General features: G+C 59.5%; 26 protein-coding genes and 1 pseudogene. 12 read left to right on the forward strand and 15 right to left on the reverse strand.

What is annotated here, in order from left to right; genetic code table 11:
• Window positions 1–39: 39 nt before the first annotated feature.
• The 7 genes from ACIGDJ_RS06300 to ACIGDJ_RS06330 all read right to left on the reverse strand — a co-directional run bounded on the left by ACIGDJ_RS06300 (window position 40) and on the right by ACIGDJ_RS06330 (window position 7,256).
• Window positions 40–402, reverse strand: a complete 363-nt coding sequence (locus ACIGDJ_RS06300; RefSeq protein ID WP_313004820.1) for a Na+/H+ antiporter subunit G — start codon at window positions 400–402, stop codon at window positions 40–42.
• Window positions 399–677, reverse strand: coding sequence for a K+/H+ antiporter subunit F (locus ACIGDJ_RS06305; protein ID WP_016775085.1), 279 nt, complete (start codon window positions 675–677; stop codon window positions 399–401). The genes ACIGDJ_RS06300 and ACIGDJ_RS06305 overlap by 4 nt, the downstream gene beginning before the upstream one ends.
• Window positions 674–1,162 (reverse strand): Na+/H+ antiporter subunit E, encoded by a 489-nt coding sequence (locus tag ACIGDJ_RS06310; RefSeq protein ID WP_101155172.1) that lies wholly within the window; start codon window positions 1,160–1,162, stop codon window positions 674–676. Before ACIGDJ_RS06310 ends, ACIGDJ_RS06305 begins: the two co-directional genes overlap by 4 nt.
• Complete coding sequence (locus tag ACIGDJ_RS06315) at window positions 1,159–2,838, reverse strand: monovalent cation/H+ antiporter subunit D (protein WP_313004825.1); 1,680 nt, start codon at window positions 2,836–2,838, stop codon at window positions 1,159–1,161. The genes ACIGDJ_RS06310 and ACIGDJ_RS06315 overlap by 4 nt, the downstream gene beginning before the upstream one ends.
• Window positions 2,835–3,179 carry a Na+/H+ antiporter subunit C gene (locus tag ACIGDJ_RS06320; RefSeq protein ID WP_016775082.1) on the reverse strand — a complete coding sequence of 115 codons (345 nt, stop codon included), beginning with the start codon at window positions 3,177–3,179 and terminating at the stop codon, window positions 2,835–2,837. The genes ACIGDJ_RS06315 and ACIGDJ_RS06320 overlap by 4 nt, the downstream gene beginning before the upstream one ends.
• The gene (locus ACIGDJ_RS06325; protein ID WP_101155168.1) at window positions 3,179–6,097 is read right to left on the reverse strand and encodes a monovalent cation/H+ antiporter subunit A; all 2,919 of its coding nucleotides are present in this window, start codon (window positions 6,095–6,097) and stop codon (window positions 3,179–3,181) included. The genes ACIGDJ_RS06320 and ACIGDJ_RS06325 overlap by 1 nt, the downstream gene beginning before the upstream one ends.
• A gap of 223 nt (window positions 6,098–6,320) precedes the next feature.
• Window positions 6,321–7,256, reverse strand: coding sequence for a DMT family transporter (locus ACIGDJ_RS06330; protein WP_101155166.1), 936 nt, complete (start codon window positions 7,254–7,256; stop codon window positions 6,321–6,323).
• Between the two features lie 85 nt (window positions 7,257–7,341).
• Between ACIGDJ_RS06330 and ACIGDJ_RS06335 the strand changes: the two genes are divergently transcribed.
• Together ACIGDJ_RS06335 and ACIGDJ_RS06340 are read left to right on the forward strand one after the other, a co-directional pair.
• The gene (locus ACIGDJ_RS06335) at window positions 7,342–7,905 is read left to right on the forward strand and encodes a helix-turn-helix domain-containing protein (protein WP_101155375.1); all 564 of its coding nucleotides are present in this window, start codon (window positions 7,342–7,344) and stop codon (window positions 7,903–7,905) included.
• Entirely contained in the window at window positions 7,906–9,309 is a 1,404-nt protein-coding gene (locus ACIGDJ_RS06340) for an FAD/NAD(P)-binding protein (protein ID WP_101155164.1), read from the forward strand.
• 201 nt (window positions 9,310–9,510) lie between these two features.
• Here the strand turns inward: ACIGDJ_RS06340 and ppnN are convergent, their stop codons facing one another.
• The gene (gene ppnN / locus ACIGDJ_RS06345) at window positions 9,511–10,884 is read right to left on the reverse strand and encodes a nucleotide 5'-monophosphate nucleosidase PpnN (protein ID WP_313004833.1); all 1,374 of its coding nucleotides are present in this window, start codon (window positions 10,882–10,884) and stop codon (window positions 9,511–9,513) included.
• A gap of 223 nt (window positions 10,885–11,107) precedes the next feature.
• Between ppnN and ACIGDJ_RS06350 the strand changes: the two genes are divergently transcribed.
• A complete protein-coding gene (locus ACIGDJ_RS06350) occupies window positions 11,108–11,635 on the forward strand; it encodes a DUF3087 domain-containing protein (RefSeq protein WP_101155160.1) in 528 nt (175 codons plus the stop codon).
• Here ACIGDJ_RS06350 and ACIGDJ_RS06355 read toward each other — a convergent pair.
• A complete protein-coding gene (locus ACIGDJ_RS06355; protein ID WP_101155158.1) occupies window positions 11,632–12,018 on the reverse strand; it encodes a DUF2784 domain-containing protein in 387 nt (128 codons plus the stop codon). The two genes, ACIGDJ_RS06350 and ACIGDJ_RS06355, sit on opposite strands and share 4 nt — an antisense overlap.
• Window positions 12,019–12,147: 129 nt before the next feature.
• Here ACIGDJ_RS06355 and ACIGDJ_RS06360 point away from each other — a divergent pair, with 129 nt between their 5' ends.
• Complete coding sequence (locus ACIGDJ_RS06360) at window positions 12,148–12,291, forward strand: hypothetical protein (RefSeq protein ID WP_178081126.1); 144 nt, start codon at window positions 12,148–12,150, stop codon at window positions 12,289–12,291.
• Window positions 12,292–12,335: 44 nt separating this feature from the next.
• Here ACIGDJ_RS06360 and ACIGDJ_RS06365 read toward each other — a convergent pair whose 3' ends face one another.
• Window positions 12,336–12,608 (reverse strand): hypothetical protein, encoded by a 273-nt coding sequence (locus ACIGDJ_RS06365; protein WP_101155156.1) that lies wholly within the window; start codon window positions 12,606–12,608, stop codon window positions 12,336–12,338.
• Between the two features lie 262 nt (window positions 12,609–12,870).
• Entirely contained in the window at window positions 12,871–13,551 is a 681-nt protein-coding gene (locus ACIGDJ_RS06370; RefSeq protein WP_397478527.1) for an SOS response-associated peptidase, read from the reverse strand.
• Between the two features lie 155 nt (window positions 13,552–13,706).
• Between ACIGDJ_RS06370 and ACIGDJ_RS06375 the strand changes: the two genes are divergently transcribed.
• The 3 genes from ACIGDJ_RS06375 (at window position 13,707) to ACIGDJ_RS06385 (ending at window position 16,036) form a co-directional block, all read left to right on the forward strand.
• Entirely contained in the window at window positions 13,707–14,654 is a 948-nt protein-coding gene (locus ACIGDJ_RS06375; RefSeq protein ID WP_397478526.1) for an ABC transporter substrate-binding protein, read from the forward strand.
• A gap of 133 nt (window positions 14,655–14,787) precedes the next feature.
• Entirely contained in the window at window positions 14,788–15,687 is a 900-nt protein-coding gene (locus ACIGDJ_RS06380) for a polysaccharide deacetylase family protein (protein ID WP_101155150.1), read from the forward strand.
• Between the two features lie 106 nt (window positions 15,688–15,793).
• Window positions 15,794–16,036 (forward strand): DUF1652 domain-containing protein, encoded by a 243-nt coding sequence (locus tag ACIGDJ_RS06385; RefSeq protein ID WP_101155149.1) that lies wholly within the window; start codon window positions 15,794–15,796, stop codon window positions 16,034–16,036.
• 3 nt (window positions 16,037–16,039) lie between these two features.
• Here ACIGDJ_RS06385 and ACIGDJ_RS06390 read toward each other — a convergent pair whose 3' ends face one another.
• Window positions 16,040–16,402, reverse strand: coding sequence for an NUDIX hydrolase (locus ACIGDJ_RS06390; RefSeq protein WP_101155373.1), 363 nt, complete (start codon window positions 16,400–16,402; stop codon window positions 16,040–16,042).
• Between the two features lie 216 nt (window positions 16,403–16,618).
• On the opposite strand from ACIGDJ_RS06390, the gene ACIGDJ_RS06395 reads away from it, so the two are divergent.
• Entirely contained in the window at window positions 16,619–16,816 is a 198-nt protein-coding gene (locus ACIGDJ_RS06395; protein ID WP_101155147.1) for a DUF2188 domain-containing protein, read from the forward strand.
• A gap of 54 nt (window positions 16,817–16,870) precedes the next feature.
• Here the strand turns inward: ACIGDJ_RS06395 and ACIGDJ_RS06400 are convergent, their stop codons facing one another.
• Window positions 16,871–17,110, reverse strand: a complete 240-nt coding sequence (locus ACIGDJ_RS06400; RefSeq protein ID WP_101155145.1) for a hypothetical protein — start codon at window positions 17,108–17,110, stop codon at window positions 16,871–16,873.
• 184 nt (window positions 17,111–17,294) lie between these two features.
• On the opposite strand from ACIGDJ_RS06400, the gene ACIGDJ_RS06405 reads away from it, so the two are divergent.
• Together ACIGDJ_RS06405 and ACIGDJ_RS06410 are read left to right on the forward strand one after the other, a co-directional pair.
• On the forward strand, window positions 17,295–17,630 hold the full coding sequence (locus ACIGDJ_RS06405; protein WP_313004848.1) for a hypothetical protein: 336 nt from the start codon (window positions 17,295–17,297) through the stop codon (window positions 17,628–17,630).
• Window positions 17,631–17,816: 186 nt separating this feature from the next.
• Window positions 17,817–18,226: pseudogene (locus ACIGDJ_RS06410) on the forward strand (hypothetical protein).
• A gap of 140 nt (window positions 18,227–18,366) precedes the next feature.
• Here ACIGDJ_RS06410 and ACIGDJ_RS06415 read toward each other — a convergent pair.
• The gene (locus tag ACIGDJ_RS06415) at window positions 18,367–19,266 is read right to left on the reverse strand and encodes a LysR family transcriptional regulator (protein WP_101155141.1); all 900 of its coding nucleotides are present in this window, start codon (window positions 19,264–19,266) and stop codon (window positions 18,367–18,369) included.
• 119 nt (window positions 19,267–19,385) lie between these two features.
• Here ACIGDJ_RS06415 and ACIGDJ_RS06420 point away from each other — a divergent pair, with 119 nt between their 5' ends.
• Both ACIGDJ_RS06420 and ACIGDJ_RS06425 read left to right on the forward strand, forming a co-directional pair.
• Window positions 19,386–20,753, forward strand: a complete 1,368-nt coding sequence (locus tag ACIGDJ_RS06420; RefSeq protein ID WP_397478525.1) for an MFS transporter — start codon at window positions 19,386–19,388, stop codon at window positions 20,751–20,753.
• Window positions 20,754–20,783: 30 nt separating this feature from the next.
• Window positions 20,784–22,058, forward strand: a complete 1,275-nt coding sequence (locus ACIGDJ_RS06425; RefSeq protein ID WP_397478524.1) for a glucarate dehydratase family protein — start codon at window positions 20,784–20,786, stop codon at window positions 22,056–22,058.
• 51 nt (window positions 22,059–22,109) lie between these two features.
• On the opposite strand, the gene ACIGDJ_RS06430 is transcribed toward ACIGDJ_RS06425, so the two are convergent.
• Window positions 22,110–22,994 carry a LysR substrate-binding domain-containing protein gene (locus tag ACIGDJ_RS06430; RefSeq protein WP_101155135.1) on the reverse strand — a complete coding sequence of 295 codons (885 nt, stop codon included), beginning with the start codon at window positions 22,992–22,994 and terminating at the stop codon, window positions 22,110–22,112.
• Window positions 22,995–23,096 lie beyond the last annotated feature (102 nt).

Here is a 23,096-nt window from a genome sequence, read left to right on the forward strand (position 1 = left end):
CGTCCGATCACGGCCCAAGCCTTGGCACCTTTGGACTGACTAGCTACCGCTCTCAGTCCGACGGCTACTAACCTCAGCCGGCACATCATCTCCAGCCATACGCTTGCGGAACAACGCTGCCCGCGCCAGCAAAAGGGTGGTCACCGGCACGGTGATGGCCAACAGGACCGGGATCAGCCAGGCGTGCACCACCGGCGCGGACTTCAGCGCTGAAAAACAGATGATCGACGCCAACGCCACACACCAGGCGCCGATTGTCGAGGCCAGTGCTGGCGGATGCATGCGCTGGAAGTAGTCCTTCATGCGCAGCAATCCGGTCGCGCCCAGCAGCGTGAACAAGCCGCTGAGCACCAGCAGAGTCGCCACCGGAATCTCGATCCATAAAGACAATTCGGCATTCATTCGATGACCTCTCCACGCAGCAGGAATTTTGCCAGTGCAAACGAGCCGACGAAGCCGAACAGAGCGATCAGCAGCGCCGCTTCGAAGTAGGTATCACTGGCGTAACGAATGCCCAGCGTCAGCATCATCAGCATGGCGACGATGTACAGGTAATCCAGGGCCAGTACACGATCCTGAGCTGACGGTCCCTTGAACAGACGCACCAGGGTCAGCGCCATCGCTACGCAGTACAGGAACAGCGTCAGCAGGATCGCATTCGACAGCAATGGGCTCATTCGAAAATCTCCATCAGCGGGCGCTCGTAAGTGCTCTTGAAGTGCTCGATGAACTGCGCTTCGTCGTTCAGGTCCCAGACGTGCAGCAATAGAACGCTGCGGTCCAGCGCCAGTTCCGACCACACGGTGCCGGGTACCACGGTGCAGATCATCGCCAGCGCCGCCAGGCCATGAGCATCGCGCAGGTCCAACGGCACCTTGATAAAGCGTGAGTTGGGCGGGCGACGTCCGGCGTTAAGTACGCCCCAGGCGACGATCAGGTTGGACATGATCACGTCACGGCCGACCAGGAGGAACAGGCGCAGGATGGCCATGGGGTTACGGATGCGCGCACGTTTTGGTCGCAACTTGCGCATCATCAGCGGCGCGGCGAAACCCAGTGCGGCGCCGAGTAACAGGTTGCCCGGGCTGACCGACAGGTTCAGGGTCAGCCACAGAATCCACAGGGCCAGCGATAACCACGGCGCCGGAAACAGTCGATTCATGGCTGCACCTCGAGCATGTCGGCTCTGGCTTGCGGGCTCGGTACGGCTCGAGTGCCAAGGACCGCCAGCACATATTGCTGCGGATTGTTCAGCGCTTCGGCCGTGGCCTGGGTGTAGCGCAGCAGCGGTTCAGCCTTGAAAGTCAAGGCGATGCTCAGCCCGAGCAACAGGAAAATCGGCGCGCATTCGAGTTTGCGCAGCAACGGTGACGGACGCTCTTCCGGCGTCCAGAAACGCTGGATGCCCAGGCGAGAGAAAGCCATCAGGGAGGCCAGACCAGTCAGGATCAACAGCGCCAACAGTCCCCATGCGCCGGGAGACAGTGGCGCCTCGGTACCCAGTCCCAAGGGGTTGAGCAATGCGCCGATCAGACTGAGCTTGCCAATGAAGCCGGACAGCGGTGGCATGCCGATGATCAACAGGGCGCAAGCGATAAAGCTCAAACCGAGAAAGGCCATGGTCCACGGGATGACCTGGCCGACCACGGCTTTCTGTTCGTCGTCGAGGTTGATGCCCTTGGGCGGCTGCAGCGATTCCTGCGGACGCGGCAGCAGTTCGCTTTCGTCCTCAAGTGGAATTTCATTGGCCGAGCGCGAGCGCTCGATCAGTTCGGCGAGCAGGAACAGCGCGCTCAGCGCCAGGGTAGAGCTGACCAGATAGAACAATGCAGCGCCAATCAGGTTTGGTTGGGCGAAACCGGTCGCCGAGAGCAGGATGCCCGCCGACACCAGAATGCTCAGGCTGGCCATGCGCTCAAGGCGTTGCGCGGCAAGAACTGCCAGCCCTGCGCAGGCCATGGTCGCCATGCCGCCATAAATCAGCCAGTCGCCGCCAAAGAACGCCGAAGCGCCGGCCTGACCTGAAAAGAGCAGGGTCCACAGGCGCAGCAGCGTATAAACACCGACCTTGGTCATGATCGCGAACATTGCCGCCACCGGCGCGCTGGCCGAGGAATAAGCCGGCACCAGCCAGAAATTCAGCGGCCACATGCCAGCCTTCGCCAAAAACGCCACCGCAAGAATCCCTGCCCCCGCATGCAGCAAACCACGGTCGGCTTCCGGCACCAGCGGGATTTTCATCGCCAGATCGGCCATGTTCAGCGTGCCGGTCACGCCGTAAATCAACGCCGCGCCGATAAGGAACAGTGACGATGCCAACAGGTTGATCGAAATGTAATGCAGCCCCGACGACACTCGCGCCCGGCCCGAGCCGTGCAGCAACAAGCCGTAGGATGCGGCAAGCAACACTTCGAAGAACACGAACAGGTTGAACAGATCCGCCGTCAGAAACGCCCCATACAGACCCATCAATTGAATCTGGAACAACGCGTGGAAACTTGAGCCGGCGCCGTCCCAGCGAGCCATGGCAAACATCAGCGCGCTGACGCCGATCACGCCGGTCAGCACCAACATCATTGCCGACAGACGATCAACCACCAGAACGATGCCGAAGGGGGCCTGCCAGTTGCCCGGCAGATAAACGCCTATGGAACCGGGCACACCGGTGGTCTGCGTCCATTGCAGGAGCATCACCGAAATGAACAGGCCGAGGAAGCTGGAGAAGAGGTTGATTTTGGCCTTCAGCGGCCGATGCTTCTCGCCCAGCATCAGCATGATCGCGGCGGTCAGCAGCGGCAGCAGGATCGGAGCGGCGATCAAGTGAGTCATCACCATCATTCTTTAGGCTCCCGGCCGTCGACGTGGTCGGTGCCGGTCAAGCCGCGCGAGGCGAGCAGTACGACGAGAAACAGCGCGGTCATGGCGAAGCTGATGACGATGGCCGTCAGTACCAGCGCCTGGGGCAAAGGGTCGGTGTAGTGCAGCAGATCCTGGGTTACGCCGTCCTTGATCACCGGCTCCTTGCCGATAAACAGGCTGCCCATGCTGAAAATGAACAGGTTGACGGCATAGGACAACAGGCACAGGCCCATGACCACCTGAAAGGTTCGCGGGCGCAGGATCAGCCAGACTCCGGACGCGGCCAGAATGCCGATGGCGATTGCGATGACTTCTTCCATCAGACGGCTCCTTTGCTGGCGACGGATTTGGGCAGCGATGCAGTCTTGTGTCCGCGCACCGATTGGTGGGCGAGGGCGGTGAGGATCAGCAGTGTCGACCCGACCACCACGGCGTACACGCCGATGTCGAAAAACAGCGCACTGGCGATATGAATATCGCCGAGCAACGGCACGCTGATGTGCCACGTGTGAGTGGTCAGAAACGGATAGCCCACCAGCATCGCACCGAGACCGGTGGCAGTGGCGAACAACAGCCCGGTGCCCATCCAGCGCAATGGGCGCAGGCTCATTTGCGCCTCCACCCACTGCGTGCCTGCGACCATGTACTGCAGGATAAAAGCCACCGACATCACCAGCCCGGCGACAAAGCCGCCGCCCGGTTGATTGTGCCCGCGCATGAACAGGTAGAACGACACCACCAGTGCGACGGGCAGCAGCAGACGCACCAGCACCGCCGGCACCATCATGAAGCCAAGCGCGGTGTCACTGGCCGAACGCGGGTTGACCAGATCCGTCACCACGTCGGGTGCCAGCAAGCGTTGCTGGGCCGGCAATTGCAGGCTTTCTTTCGGCGGGCGGAAGCGGCGCAGCAGCGCGAACACGGTGAGCGCCACGGCGACCAGTACGGTGATTTCGCCAAGGGTGTCGAAACCACGGAAGTCCACCAGCATCACATTCACCACGTTGCTGCCGCCGCCCTCGGGCAGGGCGCGGCTGAGGTAGAACGACGAAATGTGGTTAGGCGTCTGCCGGGTAAGCATGGCGTAGGACAGCAGCGCCATACCCGCACCGACCGCAATCGACAGCAGCAAGTCGCGCAGACGCCGAATGCGCGCCTTGCGCAGGCTGCCTGGCAGCGGAGAAACCTCTTCAATGCGTCGCGGCAACCAACGCAGGCCGAGCAGGATCAACACCGTGGTCACCACTTCGACCGCCAGTTGCGTCAGCGCCAGATCAGGGGCCGAGAACCAGACAAAAGTCACGCAGGTCATCAGGCCACAAACGCTGACCATGGTCAGGGCGGCGAGACGGTGATACTTGGCTTGCCATGCGGCGCCGAGCGCACAAGCGATCGCCAGCAGCCACAGGGTCACGAAGACGATGGAACCAGGGATTTTCGGTCGCTCGCCCCAAGTGAGAGTGCTGTGCAGCATCGGGATCAGACCGGCGAGCACGGCGGCCAATACCATCAGAAAGAGCTGCATCTGCAGTCGCTTGGTACCCAGTCTCCTTTCGACGCGCCGGGCGAGGCGCATCATCACCACCAGACTGCGCTCGAACAGCCGCTTGCCGTTGAAGCGCCCCACCAATGGTGGGTACTTGAAGCGACCGAGCTTGAACTGCTTGCGCAGCAACAAATACAGAAGGATGCCGCCGGTCATGGCGACCAGGCTCATGATCATCGGTGCGTTCAGGCCGTGCCAGATGGCGAGACTGTATTCCGGCAACACGCCCCCAACCACCGGCAGTGCCGCAGCCGCAAGCAATGGCCCGATGATTTGCGCCGGAAAAATCCCCACCAGCAGACAGGTGAAGACCAGCAATTCTACTGGGGCGCGCATCCAGCGTGGCGGCTCGTGCGGGGTGTGCGGCAGGTCGGTGGCGGTGGGGCCGAAGAATACGTCGACAGTGAACCGCAGCGAGTACGCGACGCTGAACATGCCGGCGATGGTTGCGACGATCGGCAGACTGGTTTCCACCCATGCGGTGGCGTTGATGAATACGGTTTCGGCGAAGAACATTTCCTTAGACAGGAAACCGTTAAGCAACGGCACCCCGGCCATTGAGGCGCTGGCGACCATGGCCAGCGTCGCCGTATAGGGAATCAGTTTGATCAGGCCACTGAGTTTGCGGATGTCGCGGGTGCCGCTTTCGTGGTCAATGATGCCGGCGGCCATGAACAGCGAAGCTTTGAACGTGGCGTGATTGAGAATGTGAAAAACCGCTGCGACCGCAGCCAGTGGACTGTTGAGGCCCAAGAGCAAAGTGATCAGGCCGAGATGGCTGATGGTCGAGTAGGCCAGCAGACCTTTGAGATCGTTCTGGAACATCGCGCAGTACGCGCCGAGCAACAGCGTACACGCGCCGGCACCGCTGACGATGTAGAACCATTCTTCACTGCCGGACAGCGATGGCCACAATCGTGCAAGGAGAAAGACCCCGGCCTTGACCATGGTCGCTGAGTGCAAATATGCCGAGACAGGCGTCGGCGCTGCCATGGCGTGGGGCAGCCAGAAGTGAAAGGGGAATTGTGCGCTTTTGCTCAGCGCGCCGATCAGGATGAGCGGCAGAAGAACGGGGTAGAGGGCATGTGCGCGAATCAGATCGCCGGCGGCCAGGACCTTGTCGAGGTCGTAGCTGCCTACGACATGGCCGAGGATCATGACCCCCGCCAGCAGGCTTAACCCGCCTGCACCGGTGACCATCAATGCCATATAAGCACCGCGCCGCGCATCGGCGCGGTGATGCCAGTAGCCGATCAGCAGGAACGAGAAGAGACTGGTCAGCTCCCAGAAAAACACGATCTGAATCAGGTTGCCGGAAATCACCAGGCCAAGCATGGCGCCCATGAACGCTAGGAAGAACGCGAAAAAGCGCGGCACCGGATCGTCCGGCGACATGTAATAGCGGGCATATAAAGAGACGAGTGTGCCGATGCCCAGCACCAGCATCGAGAACAGCCAGGCAAAGCCATCCATGCGCAAAATGAAGTTCAGCCCAAGGCTGGGCAACCACATGAATTCTTCGCGGATCACGCCGCCGTGGGCGATTTGCGGGTACAGCAACGCGACCTGAACGGTGCCGATCAAAGCGACCAGGCCAGCCAGCAGGGATTCGGCATTACGCGCATTGTGCGGCAGGACAGCTGCCAGACAGCTGCCAACGAATGGCAGAAGCAGTAGAACTATCAGGGACATAGGCTTCTAATCTGCGGAAGTTTGTGAAGCATCATACGTGCCAGCTCCCCGATCACCAAATGCGAGGATGTCTCAGAATCCTACAAAGTAGTCTCAAATTTTATGTTTAGTGTTGTTTCAACGAGGCGAATTTACCGTTGATCGCCTTATCGCGAGCAGGATCACTCCTGCTATATGCAACGCGTCGAATGAGCCTGCTCGCGATAGTAAAGGGGCGCGCAACCTAGCCAAGCGTTTTCCGCTCCCGCTCATCCTGGGCTTGAACCATATTTCCTTTGGTCTTCAGCTCACTGACAATTACCGCCACAACAATCAGCCCGGCACCCACCAGCGCAATGGCCGGCAACCGTTCCCCGGCCATCCGTCCGACGATTCCCGCCCATACTGGTTCACCGGCATAGATCAACGTCGCGCGAGTCGGCGAAACACTTTTCTGTGCCCAATTCATCGCCACTTGAATCGCCGCACTGGCTGCGCCCAGGCCTAAAGCCGTCGCGAGCAACAACCAGGAAAAATCCGGAATCACTTCACCGGTCGGCACCACCAGCAAGAACGACAACACCGCGGTCACGGCCAGTTGCACCACGGTCACGCGTCGCACGTCCACCTGCCCGGCGAACGTGCTGATCAGAATGATTTCGGCAGCAATCGCTACGGCGCTGATCAGTGTCGCAATTTCTCCTGGGCTGAAATTCAAGGACGCACCCGAAGGGCCTGACAACAACATCAACCCGGTGAACGCCAGCATGATCCCGATGCTTGGCATCAATCCCGGGCGCCTTCCCATTACCAGCCATTGCAGCAGCGGCACAAAAGGCACATACAGCGCAGTAATGAACGCCGACTGGCTGCTCGGGATACTTTGCAGCCCGACCGTCTGCAAGCCGTAACCGAGCATGATCGCTACACCGATGAACGACCCGGCTTTCACTTCGAACAAGGTCAACTCGCGCAGGTGGCGCCAGGAAAAAAGCGCGACGATCGCCGCCGCTGCGGCAAAGCGCAGGCCGACGAAAAACATCGGGCCGCTGACAGTCATGGCGTGCTGCACCAGCAGAAAGGTGCCGCCCCAGATCATGGTGATCAGTACCAGCACACACTCGGCTTTGCTGAAACGGGAAAAGCGGATTCGGGAGGGAGAAATGTTCGGCGACATCATGACCTTGCGCACTGTAAAAGGGAGGCCGCACAATGCCGCCAACGTTGCGCAGTATACTGCCCAACCCCATCGAGTGAGCAATATAGTGCACAAAGATTCAACTCAGCGAGCCTCCGTCCTGCAACACGTCAGCCAGAACGTCCGGCGCCTGCGCCATGCTGCGGACATGAGCCAGACCGCGCTGGCAGAAAAATCCGGGGTCAGCCGACGGATGCTGGTGGCGATCGAGGCGGGCGAAAAGAACGTCAGTCTGACCACGCTTGATCGAGTTGCCGAAGCGCTCGAGGTGGCCTTCAGCGATCTGATTCAGGCGCCCGAGGCGCGCGATCCGAGCCGGATCAACGAGGTGGCCTGGGCGGGCACTATAGCGGGCAGCAGAGCCGTGCTACTGTCCAAAGCCACCGCGACCCGTGAAGTCGAACAGTGGGAATGGTGCCTGCAACCGGGTGAGGTCTACCCCTCGCAACCGGATGCCGATGGCTGGAGCGAGCAGATTTACGTGTTTGAAGGTTGCCTGACGCTGATGCTGGGCGATCAGCCGCAGCACATCCATAAAGGAGAGTTTTTCATGTTCGCCAGCAATCAACCGCACTCCTACCGCAACGATGGCGAAGTCGCAGCGTGGTTCGTGCGCAATGTGGTGATCTGAATGGAGCAGCCTGACGACATCCTGATCATCGGCGGCGGCCTCAGCGGCACGATGCTGGCGGTGCAATTGTTACGCCTGCCTGGGCAACGGCGGATTCTGCTCATCGAGCCGCGTGATGAACTGGGACGTGGTGAGGCTTACAGCGCGGTCGAGCTGGGGCATACCCTGAACGGCAACGCGGCGCGGATGAGCGTCGACCCCGATAATCCCGACGACCTGACACAGTGGTTGAGGGAACATATTGCGGCCGGCGGCTGGCCGGAGTCGGCTGAGCAGGATGTGCCAGTCAGTGAACTGTTTCCTCCGCGTGGTTTGTTCGGGGTCTATGTGCAACAGCGTCTGGCTGAGGCACGGGCGGTCGGCGCGCAGCAAGGTTCGTTCGTTGAACACGTCCGTGCGGAGGCCGTCGACCTGCAAGTCGATGCTGGTTCAGTGCAGCTCACCTTGAGCGATGAACGGATTTTGCGCGGATCCCGGGCCGTGTTGGCCACCGGGATGTTTCCCGCCGCTCGCACGCCACAGACACAGTCCAGTGGCCTTAACGCAGCCGCTCTCGATCCTTGGGATGTCGCGACCATGCGCCAACTCGCCCCGCAATCCACCGTGTTGATCATCGGTTCCGGTCTGACCATGGTCGATGCCGTGGTGTCGCTGGAGCAGGCCGGGCATCGCGGGCCGATCGAGGTCTTCTCCCGGCATGGCCTGCTGCCGCATGTTCGCCGGCAACCGCCGGCCTGGGCAGATTTTCTGGCGCAGGATGAGCGCATCCGCACACCCCGCCAACTGTTGCGCGAACTGCGTCGGCACTGTCGCGACGCCATCGCTCAGGGTATCGATTGGCAGGCGCCACTGGACACGGTTCGGGCGCATATTGCACGTCTGTGGAGTCAGGCGACCGACGTGCAGCGTCGACAATTCGTACGGCATGTGCGGCCGTGGTGGGAGAGTCACCATCACCGCTCGCCACCGCTGAGTGCCGAATTGATCGAGCGGCTGCACAACGAAGGGCGCTTGCGCATTCATGCCGCGTCGTTCACAGGGCTTGAGCCCGGCACTGACGATGCTGTGAGGATTGGTATTCGTCCGCGCGGTGAGGCCGAAACTTGCGTCGTAAGCGGTGCGGCGCTGATCAACTCCAGCGGCATCGAATATGACTGGCGACGGGTCGCTCGGCCATTGCCGCAGCAATTACTGGCGCGCGGACTGGTGCAGCCGGGGCCTCTGGCGTTAGGCATCGCAGCGGTGGACGGTGCGGTAGTCGATGCCGAAGGGCGCGTGAGTTCTCAGCTGTTTGCGATGGGCCCGCCATTGCGTGGGATGTGGTGGGAGAGTACGGCGGTGACGGATGTGGCGTTGCAGGCCAAGGCATTGGCTGGGCGCTTGGTGAATAGCCTGAAAGAATGATGGATTCTGTTGGGCCTTTTCGCGAGCAGCCTGCTCCCGGAGGGGGGATTGAGGTTGTGGATACAATTTACGCCACACCATAAACCCTGTGGGAGCGAGCTTGCTCGCGAAAGCGTCATCTGATTCAACGTCTCTGTTGAATGAGAGACCGCTATCGCTGGCAAGCCAGCTCCCACATTGGGTTTGTGTGACAGCCTGGTGTTATGCGACGACCTGGTAACACGGCACATACGCCGCGCCACCCGGCAGTTTCATCCGGTGCTGAGCGACGAAGGCTTTGAGTAGTGCATCGAGCGGCTGCATGATCGCCGCATCCCCACGGATCTGATACGGCCCGTGCTCTTCGATCAGACGAATGCCCTTGTCCTTGACGTTGCCGGCCACAATCCCGGAGAACGCCCGGCGCAGGTTGGCCGCGAGTTCATGCGGTGGCTGGTCGCGGTGCAGTTTCAGGTTGGCCATGTTTTCGTGGGTCGGATCGAACGGACGCTGGAAGCCCTCATCGATTTTCAACAGCCAGTTGAAATGGAAGGCATCGTTACGTTCGCGGCGGAACTGCTTCACCGCTTTCAGGCCTTGATTCATCTGGCGCGCTACTTCGGCCGGGTCATCGATGATGATCTCGTAATGCTGCTTGGCCGCTTCGCCGAGGGTCGCAATGACAAACGCATCCAGCTGTTCCAGATACGGCGCGGCATGCTTCGGTCCCGTGAGGATGACCGGGAAGGGCAGGCCTGCGTTGTCCGGGTGCATCAGGATGCCGAGCAGGTACAGGAACTCTTCGGCAGTACCGGCGCCGCCCGGGAAAATGATGATGCCGTGGCCAACACGGACGAAGGCCTCCAGGCGCTTTTCAATGTCCGGCAGGATCACCAGCTCATTGACGATCGGGTTAGGCGCTTCGGCGGCAATGATGCCTGGCTCGGTCAGACCGAGGTAGCGACCGCCATGGATGCGCTGCTTGGCATGGGCGATGGTTGCGCCTTTCATCGGGCCTTTCATCACGCCCGGTCCGCAACCGGTGCAAATGTCGAGGCTGCGCAGGCCCAGTTCGTGGCCGACTTTCTTGGTGTATTTGTATTCTTCGGTGTTGATCGAGTGGCCGCCCCAGCACACCACGATCTTCGGTTCGACGCCCGGGCGCAGGGTGCGCGCGTTGCGCAGCAGGTGAAACACGTAGTCACTGATGCCCTGGGAGTTGCTCAGATCGATGCGCTGGCTGTCGAGTTCGTTCTCGGTGTAGACGATGTCGCGCAGGGCGCTGAAGAGCATTTCACGGGTGCTGGCGATCATCTCGCCATCGACGAACGCGTCGGCCGGAGCGTTCAGCAGCTCCAGGCGTACACCGCGATCCTGCTGGTGAATACGGATTTCGAAGTCCTTGTAGGCTTCGAGGATGGTCTTGGCGTTGTCGACATGCGCGCCGGTATTGAGGATAGCCAGGGCGCACTGGCGGAAGAGGGTATAGGTGCTGCCGGATCCGGCTTCGCTCAGTTGCTGAACTTCACGTTGAGAAAGGGTTTCCAGGCTGCCTTTCGGGCTGACCGAGGCATTGATTACGTGTCGTTGGGTCATGCAGTGATCCTTAAAACGATGCCATCCGCAACGCAGCGGAGAGCACCCGAATAGTGTGTATCCATGAATGAAGATGGCACGATCTGCGCTGTACCGCCATGTCCCCGTTGGACGCTGAAAAGATGAAAAGGAGCCCCAGCATAGCTAAAACCCTGTGCGATGCGATAATGCGTCGGCGAGTTTTTTGCGTTGCGCCTTTTGTCACTCAGGGAAGTCATTTTTGATGTTCGAGATTCAGCCGATGGACCCCGCTACCTTTCGTCAGCAGACCCGCCGCAGCACAGTCATCATCGCTGTGCTGTTTTTGCTGTTGGCCATGTTGTTTTCGTCTGTCGCTGTGGCTCTGTTTGGTGAACCGGACGGGGATAATCTGCGCTTCAATGTTGGCGGCGTATTTGTGGCATTCCTGCTGACGGCGGCGCTGTTGCGCGGGCGTTTCTGGCACCAGACCTGGATGGCCCCGGCGGTGTACAGCTGGCGCCTCAAACGCAACCTGATGAGCATCACTAACGTGATGCATCAAGTAACCGCCGCGGTGCAACGCAACGATCCTACAGCGATGAAGGTGTTGCGTTTCTACCACCTCGGATTGCTGCAGATGCACGAGCTGGACGGCAATTCCAGCGATCACGGCCAATTGCGTGAGGAAGTCGAACAGCACAAGGCGCGAATGCAGGCGCTGGGTCTTGATCCAGACCAGCCACGCTTCGATCCGCAGTGGCTGGAGACGTTGAAAACGGCCTCGCGTTAAAACGGAATGCGCCGGGCGCGGCGCAGTTTCCACGAACGAAGCAGTCGTGCGTATACCAGCAGGTTGACCGCCAGCACCACACTGCCGAGGGCCAATTGAATCTGCGGCGTCAGACCTGCCGGATAGATGATCGGCCAGATGTAATGCTCGATAAAACCCCCGGCGTATTCGGTCTGCCCGGCCGCGTGGCGCATCAGGTTTTCCCAATAGGTCAGCGGGCAGTTCAAGTGCAGCACCTCAACCGCCACGCCCCAGGCGGCCGCTGGCAGGTGCAGCCACAGTAGCCGTGGCCAGCGCAGCACCAGCAGCCCGCCGAACAGCACGAACAAGATGAAACACAAGTGAAACAGCACCAGCCCGTCGGCGGCGATTCGGTACAGCATGGCGTCTTCCTGACGTAAGTTCTGAGAGCGCTATGGTACGCCGTGCGGAGCTGAAATCGTGGGTGAATTCCGGCGTGGGAAAATGTTCTACCCTTTCAGGGATGATCAACTGTTCTGAGTGAGGTGGACATGGCAAACGAGCAAACGCGTCCGAATCAGGATGAGCCAACAGAGGAAGAGATCGAGCGGCAAAAGAGGCAGGAAAAAACCTGGAAGCACGACGACAGTCGCGAGCTGTCTGACCGCGATCAGGAGCGTCCGCTCAAGCCTTGAATTGCACCTGCAAAGAGCCCCGCATCAGCGGGGCTCTTTGCATTTCAGAGGTCTTCCAGCTGCGTGAAGTCCGGGTAAGTTGCTCGGTACCCCAACGTCCTGTCGATCCAAGCATTGAGCTCATTGACCATCACCGGCGGGTGGCCGGGATAACCCTCGAGGGCGTTGCGCAGGGTGCGTTCGATGTCGGGCACGCTGTGCAAGTTTCGGGTCTTGATGTAATGGCCGATAAAACAGTCGAGTTCCAGGCGTTCTGTCTTGGACAGATGGACACACTTCAGGCCGCTGACCTGTTTGATTGCAAAATCGTCGCTCACTTATTTCTCTGCAAGGCTTGAAAGTTGTTGATGGATTCCTGATTTCTTTGACTCTTTGGTCAATTGGTATACCAATCGGAAAGGCGGCGCGCATGCTATCCGCAGCGCGCGAAAATGTATGTATGACTGTCGAAATGTCAGACAGGCGGTTAGCCAGATCGAAGGGCGTTCAAGAGTTGTTGTTTCGCGGTTGAAACACTTTTTGTAACGCGAGGGATTCTGCAGTGGGCTCGTTTGAACAACGCTGGGATGGTGGAATGATCTAGTCGACGCGTTCTATCAAATGCGCACCTTGATTACGCGTATTACCGACCGCTTTGCCGACTTTGTGCCATTCGAAGGCATCACTGGGCTCGCCTTCAAAAAGCAGCATCTGCTCGGCGCGCTCGTGTGACGTAGCCGGATCAAGCCATTCACGAGCATGTTGCGCATCGAAGACCACGGGACGGCGATCATGAATATCGAGCAGGCCGCCCAGGCTGTCGGCGGTGATGATGACGAATCCGTCGTCCTCCCTTGGTAGAACTCCCGGTGCAGGAAATTGGCCGATGCCAGCACAGAAAACCGGGGCGTGATCCGCCCGACGAATCAACCAGGGCTGTCGGGATTTTTCCCCGCTATCAACCCACTCAAACCAGTTGTCGACGGGCACGATCAGCCGCTGCCGCCAGATCGCCCTGAAAAACGCGCCGTGGGCGACTTTTTCCACCCGAGCGTTGATGGGCGCGGCACGATTCTTCGCCCAGTGCGGGCGCCAGCCCCAGCGCAGATCGTTGGCATGAACGGACTGTTCGTGTTGATGCAGAACCGCCAGCGCAGTGGTGGGCGCTGCGTTGTAGCGATTCAGCGGCGCGTCACCAACATGATTGATCAACGCGTCGGGCATGTTCAGCACCGCGACGAAATCATGAATCCCGCAGTACTGGGTGAGTCTTGCGCACATGGCTGAAATCTCCTCAAGGAGTTTTCAGTCTAGTCGCGCCCGAACATCGCCTTTATCAATGTGAAAATAACGAGCTTACGTTATGCGAAATTAGAATTTAAAAATAAAAATCAAGAGCGTTAAGGTCTATGCAAACCACTTCTGCAGGACTCGCCATGAAGCTTTCTCGTGTGCTCCGCCGCGTGCTGAGCGCTGCCTTGTTGACCTCCCCACTTGCCTACGCTGCGGAGCCAGTGGTCCTGCATGTGGGCGATCAAAACTACTACAACATCCGCGCTTCGATTGAGGCATCAGGTGTGTTGAAGGACGCGCCTTACACGGTTGACTGGAAACATTTCCAGGCTGCCGCACCGCTCGCCGAGGCGTTGCAGGCCGGCTCGCTGGATCTGGGGTTTCTCGGCGATTCAGGCTTCCTGTTCCTTGCTGCCAGGCAGGCACCCGTGAAACTGATCGGCGTATCGCGGCAGAACCCCGACACCATTGCCTTGCTGGTGCCCAAGGATTCGCCAGTGAAAACCATCGCCGACCTCAAGGGCAAAAAAGTCGCTTACTGGCCCGGAGCCTGGAGTCAGCAATTGACCCTGCGTGCGCTGGAGCAGGGCGGTCTGCCGGAAAACTACGTCGATTTCGTCAAGCTGATGCCGATCGACGCGGCCGCCGCTCTGCCGCAGGGTAGCATCGACGCCTTTCCAGTGTGGGAGCCGTATATCTCGCAACAGATCGTGTTCTCCGGCGCTCGACCGATTCTGACCGCGAAAAACCTGATGCCGGGGTTGAGCGCCATCGCTGCGTCGACGTCTTCTATCGACAGCAAGCGTGCGGCGATTGCCGATTTTCTCGCACGATTGAAACAGGCGCGCGCCTGGGTGGATAACCACACCGACGAGTACGCCGACCTCTGGGCGAAGAAGGCCAATCTCGATCAACAAGTCTCGCGGCACTGGTTGCGCCAGGCGCACATGACCGTCGGGCCGGTGGATCAGCAGGCGGCAGCGGATTTGCAGAGCACGGCGGACTTCCTGTTCAAAGTCAAGGCACTACCGGCCCCGCTGGCCACGGCAGGCATTATCGACACTTCATTTCAAAACGCCTTGACGCACTGAAAACCAGCACTGGAACCAAACCCTGTGTACCTTATCCAACCTGCGCTCGCCGATAGCGGCGCGGGGAGGGACAAGGGCGAAGGAGTTTTGCCATTCGACAACACGACGGCGGTGGCCGGACTCAGGGCAAAACATGACATCCGGATGCAAATTTTTTTGTGCTGCGCTCATCGCGTTGGGTCTGGCTGGCTGCATCGCCGCGCCGATCGAGATGACCGCGCAAACCGAAACACGCCTGCAATCCCGACCGCCCGTACGTTTTCTCCTGACGTTTGATGATGGCCCCAGCGCTTCGGGATTGTGGAACCCGACGGCCACGGTGCTCGACAGTCTTAAAAGCAATCCAGCGCAGGCAAACATCAAAGCAGTGTTTTTCGTGCAGACCCGAGCGCCGAGGGCAGGTAACAGCGAGATCGGCCGCAGCCTGATGCGTCGTGAACACGCCGAGGGGCATATTCTCGCTTTTCACACCGCAACGCATTGGCACACCAACCATCGCTTGCTTGACCCACAAGAACTGGAGCAGTCGCTGACCGATGGCAGCGCTGATATCGCCGCTATCGCCGGGGCTCCGCCCAAGCTGTTGCGCCCGCCATTCTGGAACTACGACAAACGGACATTTGCGGCTTATCAGAAACATGGCTTGCACGTCCTGCTCACCGACCTGAGTGCCAACGACGGCAAGATCTGGGGTTTTAACGCCAGCCCGCGGCGCCGCGCAAACATGTTGCGGCAGTTATCCGAAGTACGGGAACGCATCGCTGTTGGCCAACTGCCGACCGTGGATGGTGTGATTCCGGTGGTGGTGACGTTCCATGATCTCAATCGCTACACGGCACGACACACGCGAGAGTATCTGCAGATTCTGCTCGATAGCGCCGCGGCGACCGGGGTCAAGCTGGCGGACAAGCCGTTCTACGACGATCAGGCTGCGCTGGAACAAGCAGCGCTGGCGCGTACGGTCCAGCAAAGCGCTGAACCCGTGACTCTGCCCGGCATGTGGAACTGGATTTGGGATCAGGACGCGCACTGAGTGGAGCGCGCAATTTGTGATCGGCTTGGCATTTGCGGGCCGGGCAAATAACACGTCGTGCAACTATGCTCGATGGGTCAATTCTCCGCCTGCGAGGCGTCCGTCCATGCTTGCCATTGCCGATATTTGCCGCATCGTCGAGTCAGGCTTTCCCACGTACAAGTGTGATTGCACACCGAACGGACAGGGTCTGTTGCGAATCAAGGTGTATGAGCCGGGCAGCGGGCGTGTCGAACTCTTGCTTGATGGCGTTTCTCCCGAGCACTTGGTCACGATTCGGGATGTTTCCAATTTCATCGCCGAGTTGCGCACTGAAATGAGCGCTGGACGCCGGGCCTTCGCCGGCTGACCTCTATAAACGCCGTTGAAAGGCCTGCACGATGCGCCGTGTCGCGTCATTGGTTTCGAGATTGTGCACGGCATCGAGCGGGTACCAGATGCAGTCGACAATTTCGTTCTGCGGGCGTACATCATCGAGGTTGGCCACCGAAGCCTCATAAACATGATGCTGCGTACTGCCCGCCTGCAGATCCATCAGGTACAGCACTTCCTCGGCATTCAGCCCGGTTTCCTCCTGCAACTCGCGCACGGCTGCGGCCGCGCGAGTTTCCCCGGGCTCAACCTTGCCGCCGGGTAGTGACCAGTGATGGCGGGGTTTGCGCACCAGGAGGATATGGCGGTCCTGTTCGCAAATGACGGTAGCGCGTACTTTCATGAATACCTTGTAGATGCGTGTCATAAAACTGTAATTGAACTGCAATATTCGAGCCGCAGGCGGATTTAAAGGTTCCTCTTGAAGTGGGAGCTATTTGCAGCGCAAAAAGTGCCAGTCAATTGACAGGGTCAGGTGGCAATCGGGTTTACACCGGAGCGGGGACCGGGTGTAAGGTGAGTACGTACCCCAAACACCGTTGGCAAAAAGGAGGTGCTCATGAGCATTCCAATGCTGAACAAGCTGCACATGAACGGGTATGACGTGCTCAGCGTGAACAACGGCCCATGGCGGGTTTGCACGCAGGGCGACCGATTGGCGTCATTCACCAGCAGGGAGGAGGCGATGGCCTACGCCGCGGCGCTTCCCGGTTACAAAAAGCGTTCCCGGCAGGTGCAAACCCACGATGGTAGTTGACGCGTTGTAACGAAAAAGCCCCGGTTTCGACCGGGGCTTCTTGTTTAAGGCGTGTCAGTGAACCTTGATTCGGCTGATCGTCCGGGCTTTTACCTCCCTGGCATAAATCTGCAATCTTTCCTCGTCGCTTTGCAGAATTTCGCAAGACCGCAATACAGTCTGGGCGTCTGCCTCGTTGCCGGATTTGCGCAGTTGTTCAGCGATGCGCTTGAGATCGACTGCCGACCATCTCAGATCGGATGCCACGCTTTGCAAATCCCGTTGAAGTTCGTGTTCGTATTCATTGAGCCGCATGATCACCTCCAGAACATTCTCGGTAGAAAAGAGTAGCCGCATTTTTCCAGATGCAGCCAGGTCATCTGACGCTCGGCTGAATGGATGTAAATAATTGTCCAGTCGCCCGTAACGGCGGGGTGCCACGATGGATGTGCGGGCAGTTAAACGGTACATTCACGTTTTTTCTGAACAGGTAAACAGCATGCGCGTATGGATCGGCACCTTGACCCTGGCCTTGTTGGCGGGTTGCTCATTACCCGCATCGTTGGTGCCGGGCGAGCCAAACCTGAGCAAGACCAGTGAAAAGCCTCCCCGGGAATATGCCGCTTGTTTGTTACCGTTGTGGCAGAAGGACGTCGCCAGGACATCACAGATGTCGATTTCCAATGGCTACCGGATTACCGCGCCAAGCATCATCACCGCCGATGAGATTCTCGATATCGTCAAGTACAAGGACGGCAGCAAAGTGTCCCTTTACCAGGGGCCGCCATGGGCCAAGTCCGGGTCGCTGCGCCAATCGGTGCGTGACTGCCTGTAGGCAGCTGCTTTATTCGCAAAAAGGCAGGCACCGAAGCCCGGTGTCTGCCTTTTTTCATGGGATGGAGGCTCCGGCTGACCGCCGCAATGGTCTGTGACAGTTGCCTGCGCGGCGCTGCAAAATCCTCGACTAGGCTTTGAATGTCGGCCGGTGATGGGCCGGCATGACGAAAAGGAGCCTCGGATCATGGATGATCTGGTCAAGGAAATCATTCCGCTGTTGCAGTACCTCATTCCCGGGTTTCTATCGGCCTGGGTCTTCTATTCACTTACGGCGTTCAAGCGACCGGATACGTTTGGTCAGATCGTGCAGGCGCTGATGTTTACGTTTGTGATTCAGGGCGCGGTGTTGGCGGTGGGCAACTTTGTCTGTGGATTGGCTCGAAGGGATTTTCTGCAGGCACCTGGGATGCCCGGGCACAAAGGCTTTGGGCTTTATGGCCATCCGAGTCCGGCTGCGGGCAGTTCGTGATGCAGAATCCACGTTGGGTCAATGACGACGGCCAGTCTGCGCCTTTTGGCGCCGAACTTTTGCTGATAGATTTCGCGCAAGTCAAGTGGGTTGAGTTCAGCCCGGTATCAGAGGGTTCATCATGACACTCGCCAGAGCGCCGCAGCTAATGCCAAAACAATACGAACGTCTTTTCAAAGGGCCGGACGGCAAACCGCTGGAGGAGCCGCTGATCAAAGCACCGAGCGCTCCGCCGCCGCTCAAATATGGACTGCCACGATAACTCTCAGCCCCAACCCAGCGCCACCGCCCGGCGAATCGCCTCCAGCAACATCGCGAATGCCGGGTTGTCATTGTTCTCCCGCCAGATCAGATGCAGTTCGCTCTGCACTCCTTCGCCCAGATCGATTTCGCGAAACACTACATTCCTGAACACCACGCTGGTTGCGCAGCGCGGCACCAGCGCCAGGCCCATGCCAGCGTTGACCAACGCCAGAATCGTCAGCGATGAGCCCAGCCACTGCACGTAATCCGGTGCCACCCGCGCTGAACGCAGGGTGCCGGTCAACAGTTCGTTGAACGGTGGATAGGCTTCGTGGGAGTACATCAGGAACGGCTGTTTATCCAGATCACCCACTGACACGTCAGCCGTGTTTGCCAATCGATGCCCGCTCGGCACCGCCAGCACGAACGGTTCCCGCACCAAACATTCGGTGGCATAACCCGGTTCCTGCAATGGCGCCCGGGCAATGCCCAAGTCGATACGGCGGGCGCGCAAGGCCTCGTGCTGCTGATAGGTGTTCATTTCTGCCAGATCGATTTTCACTTGCGGCTGTTTCAGTCGCGCTTCGGCGATCACCTTGGGCAGAAACTCATACACCGCGCTGCCGACGAACGCGATATTCACCGAGCCGATGTCACCCTCGGCAAACCGGCGGGCGGTGATTGCCGCTTGCTGGGCACGCTCCAGCAGGTTCTGCGCTTCGACAAAAAAAGCCCGGCCCGCCGCCGTCAGCGCAACGCTGCGGGTGCTGCGGGTGAACAGCTCTACACCGAGGTGATGCTCCAGCAGCTGAATCTGCCGACTCAGCGGCGGCTGGGTCATGTTCAGCCGTTCGGCGGCGCGGCGAAAGTTGAGTTCGGTGGCGACCGTGGTGAAGCAGCGCAGCTGGGTGAGCTCGAACATTGATTTAATCCGGGTATCAATCGAATGCCAGTTTAGATTAGACGGGATCAATGCGCGACATCCATGATCAGCCCATCGCTTCAAGTCATCCCTAAAAAAACAAGATCGGGAGTCGCCCCTTGAAAACCGTTCAAAGTCCGCCTGACATCACGGTACTCGCCCGCGCCGCCGCCAAGGTCAAACGCCACGTGCTGCCGCTGTTCGTGGTGATGTTCATCGTCAATTACATCGATCGGGTCAACATCGGCTTCGTGCGCAGCCATCTGGAGACCGATCTGGGTATCGGCGCAGCGGCTTACGGACTTGGCGCCGGGCTGTTCTTCATCGGTTACGCTTTGTTCGAGGTGCCGTCGAACATGCTGTTGCAGCGCTACGGCGCGCGGGTCTGGCTGACCCGGATCATGTTCACCTGGGGCGCTGCGGCCATGGCGATGGCGTTTGTTCAAGGTGAAACCAGCTTCTACGTGCTGCGCTTTATTCTCGGCGCGGCCGAGGCCGGGTTCTTCCCGGGAATTATTTATTACTTCACCCAGTGGCTGCCAGCGTCCGAGCGCGGCAAAACCATGGCGGTGTTTCTCAGCGGTTCGGCGATTGCCTCGGTCATTTCCGGCCCGGTGTCCGGTGCGCTGTTGCATGTCAGCGGGTTGGGCATGCACGGTTGGCAGTGGATGTTTCTGATCGAAGGCGCAGCGTCGGTGGTGTTGTGCGCATTCGTCTGGTTCTGGCTGCAATCGCACCCGCGTGAAGCCAAATGGCTGAGCGAGGAGGAGCGTGAAGCGCTGGTTGCGGCGATCGCCGAAGAACAGCGCGCCCGAGAAGCAGTGCAGGTCGCCAGGCCGTCGATGTTCAAGCTGCTGGCCGACCGGCAAATCGCGCTGTTCTGCTTCATCTATTTCTCCATCGCGCTGACCATTTACGGCGCGACGTTCTGGCTGCCGAGCATGATCAAAAAGATGGGCAATCTCGGCGACTTCCAGGTCGGGCTGCTCAACTCCATTCCGTGGATCATCTCGATTATCGCCATGTACGGTTTCGCAGCGATGGCCGGTAAATGGAAATTCCAGCAGGCCTGGGTCGCGCTGACGCTGGTGATCGCAGCCTTCGGCATGTTCATGTCGACCACTGGCGGGCCGGTGTTTGCCTTCGTTGCCATCTGCTTCGCGGCCATCGGCTTCAAAGCGGCGTCGGCGCTTTTCTGGCCGATTCCACAGAGCTATCTGGATGCGCGCATCGCTGCGGCGGTGATCGCGCTGATCAATTCCATCGGCAACCTTGGCGGCTTCGTCGCGCCGACCGCGTTCGGCATTCTCGAACAAACCACAGGCTCCATCGAGGGTGGCCTGTATGGCCTGGCGGCGACATCCCTGATCGCTGCGGTAGTGATCTTCTTCGCCCGTACAGGGCCTGGCGCTAAAGGTAAAACCCCGGCAAAGCCTGAGGACGAGACTGCCGTTGTTGCGGCGGCTCATCCGGCCACGAGCCACTGAATCGATTGTTGATCTGTCAGGAGCGTCATCTTGAAAATCACCCGTGTCAGCGTCACCCCGATCGCCTTCCGCGATCCGCCACTGCTCAATGCCAGTGGCATCCATGAGCCCTTTGCCCTGCGCTCGATCATCGAGATTGAAAGTGACAATGGCTACATCGGCCTCGGCGAGAGCTACGGCGATGCCCCGGCGCTGGCGATCCAGCAGCAATTGCAGAGCCAGTTGATCGGCCTTGATCCGTTCAACCTCAATCAACTGCGCGCGATCGTGCAGGCCACCGTGGCAGCGAATAAACCCGCCAGCGTCGCTGGCGCCGAACTGGCTCCCGGTTCCCACGCCAGCAAAGCGGTGAGCAACGCCTACTCGGCGTTCGAAGTGGCGTTTCTCGATTTGCAGGCGCATTACCTCAATGTGCCGCTGGTGGATCTGCTCGGCGGTGCAATCCGCGATGAAGTGCCGTTCAGCGCTTACCTGTTTTTCAAATACGCCGAACATATCGACTCGCCCTACAAACCCGACAACTGGGGCGAGGCGCTGAGCGAGCAGCAGATCGTGGCGCAGGCCGCGCGGATGATTGAGGCGTACGGATTCAAGAGCATCAAGCTCAAGGCCGGCACCTTGCCGCCGGAGCATGAAGTGGCATGTATCAAAGCGCTGAAAAAAGCCTTTCCGGGTTTTCCGCTGCGCATCGACCCGAACGGCAACTGGTCGCTGGAGACGGCAATTCGCATGGCCGAATTGCTCGGCGATGATCTGCAGTACTACGAAGACCCGACGCCCGACCTTGATGGCATGGCCGAACTGCACAAGCGCACGGGTTTGCCACTGGCGACCAACATGGTGGTGACCGATTTCGACGAGTTCCGCCGCAGCGTTGCGCAGAACAGCGTGCAGATCGTCCTCGCCGACCACCATTATTGGGGTGGCCTGCGTGATACGCAGGCACTGGCGAAAATGTGCGACGTGTTCGGCCTCGGTGTGTCGATGCATTCCAACTCGCACCTGGGCATCAGCCTGATGGCCATGGCCCACGTCGCGGCGGCGGTGCCGAATCTGGATTACGCCTGCGACACCCATTACCCGTGGCAGGAGCCGGACGAGGAGGTGATCAAGGGCGGCAAGCTGCCGATTGTCGATGGCTGCGTGAAGATCACTCGCGCGCCCGGGCTGGGGTTGGAACTGGACCCCGAACAACTGGCCAAGCTGCATGATCAGTACCTGACGTGCGGGATTCGCCAGAGGGATGATGTGCGGCAGATGCAGCGTTACAAGGCGGATTGGCGGGCGGTCAAGCCGAGGTTTTGATCGCGTCGGGACGGGCCCCATCGCGGGCTTGCCCGCGAAAAGGCCCACGAATCAAAGCGTCTCCAGCAGCCAATCCCTGAACGCCTTCAGCGAAGGCAAATTCTCATTGCGCGGCGGATACACCAGGTAATAACTGCGCCGGCTGGTAATCGGTTCGCCCAATTGCAGCAATTCGCCCTTGAACAATTCTTCCTCGACCAGAATGCGCGGTACCAGGCCCACGCCTATATTGGCGCGTACCGCTTGAATCAAGTGCGAGGTCATTTCGAAGCTCGGCCCGATCCTCATGCGGCGATGCGGCAGCTGGTAGTGGCTGAACCATTCCGCCCACGCCTGGGCGTTACTGCTGACATTGAGCAGCAACTGCTCGCTGATGTGCCGCTCGGCCTCGTCGCGTTCAGTCGCCGACAGCTGCGCGCTGGCAATCGCCACCAGTTCTTCGGTGTGCAGGGGCAGGGCGGTCAGGCCCGGCCAATCACCGCCGCCGACACAGATGGCCGCGTCGATTTCGCTGATATCGAAATCGATGGTTTCGATCCTCGAATGCAGGTGCACGGTCATGCCCGGGTGCGCCGTATAGAAATCCTTCAGCCGTGGCAGCAGCCATTTCGAACCGAAGGTCGGCAGCGTTGCCAGGCGCAGGCTGTGAATGCCCGAACCAAACGCCATCGCCTGCAAAGTGGCGCTGCGAATCTGCCCGAGGGCTTCGGTGAGCTCGCGTTGATACATGCGTCCAACATCGGTCAGCGCCACCTGCCGGCCTTCGCGGCTGAACAGGCGCATGCCGAGCATCTTCTCGAGAATCTGTACCTGACGGCTGACCGCACTCTGCGTCAACGACAGTTCATGGGCGGCGCGGGTGTAACTTTCGTGCCGAGCGGCGGCTTCGAAAGCGAGCAACAGCGACATGGACGGCGTGAGCGAGCGCGGATTCATTCGTAAAACTCATCGATAGCGGGTCGAATTTACGCTTGTTCCATGGTTCTTCAGCAAAGAACATGGGCGCATTCAGATGGCGGAGCCTGACGCAATCATTCG

This window comes from Pseudomonas sp. NPDC079367, assembly GCF_044542195.1.
GTDB lineage: Bacteria > Pseudomonadota > Gammaproteobacteria > Pseudomonadales > Pseudomonadaceae > Aquipseudomonas.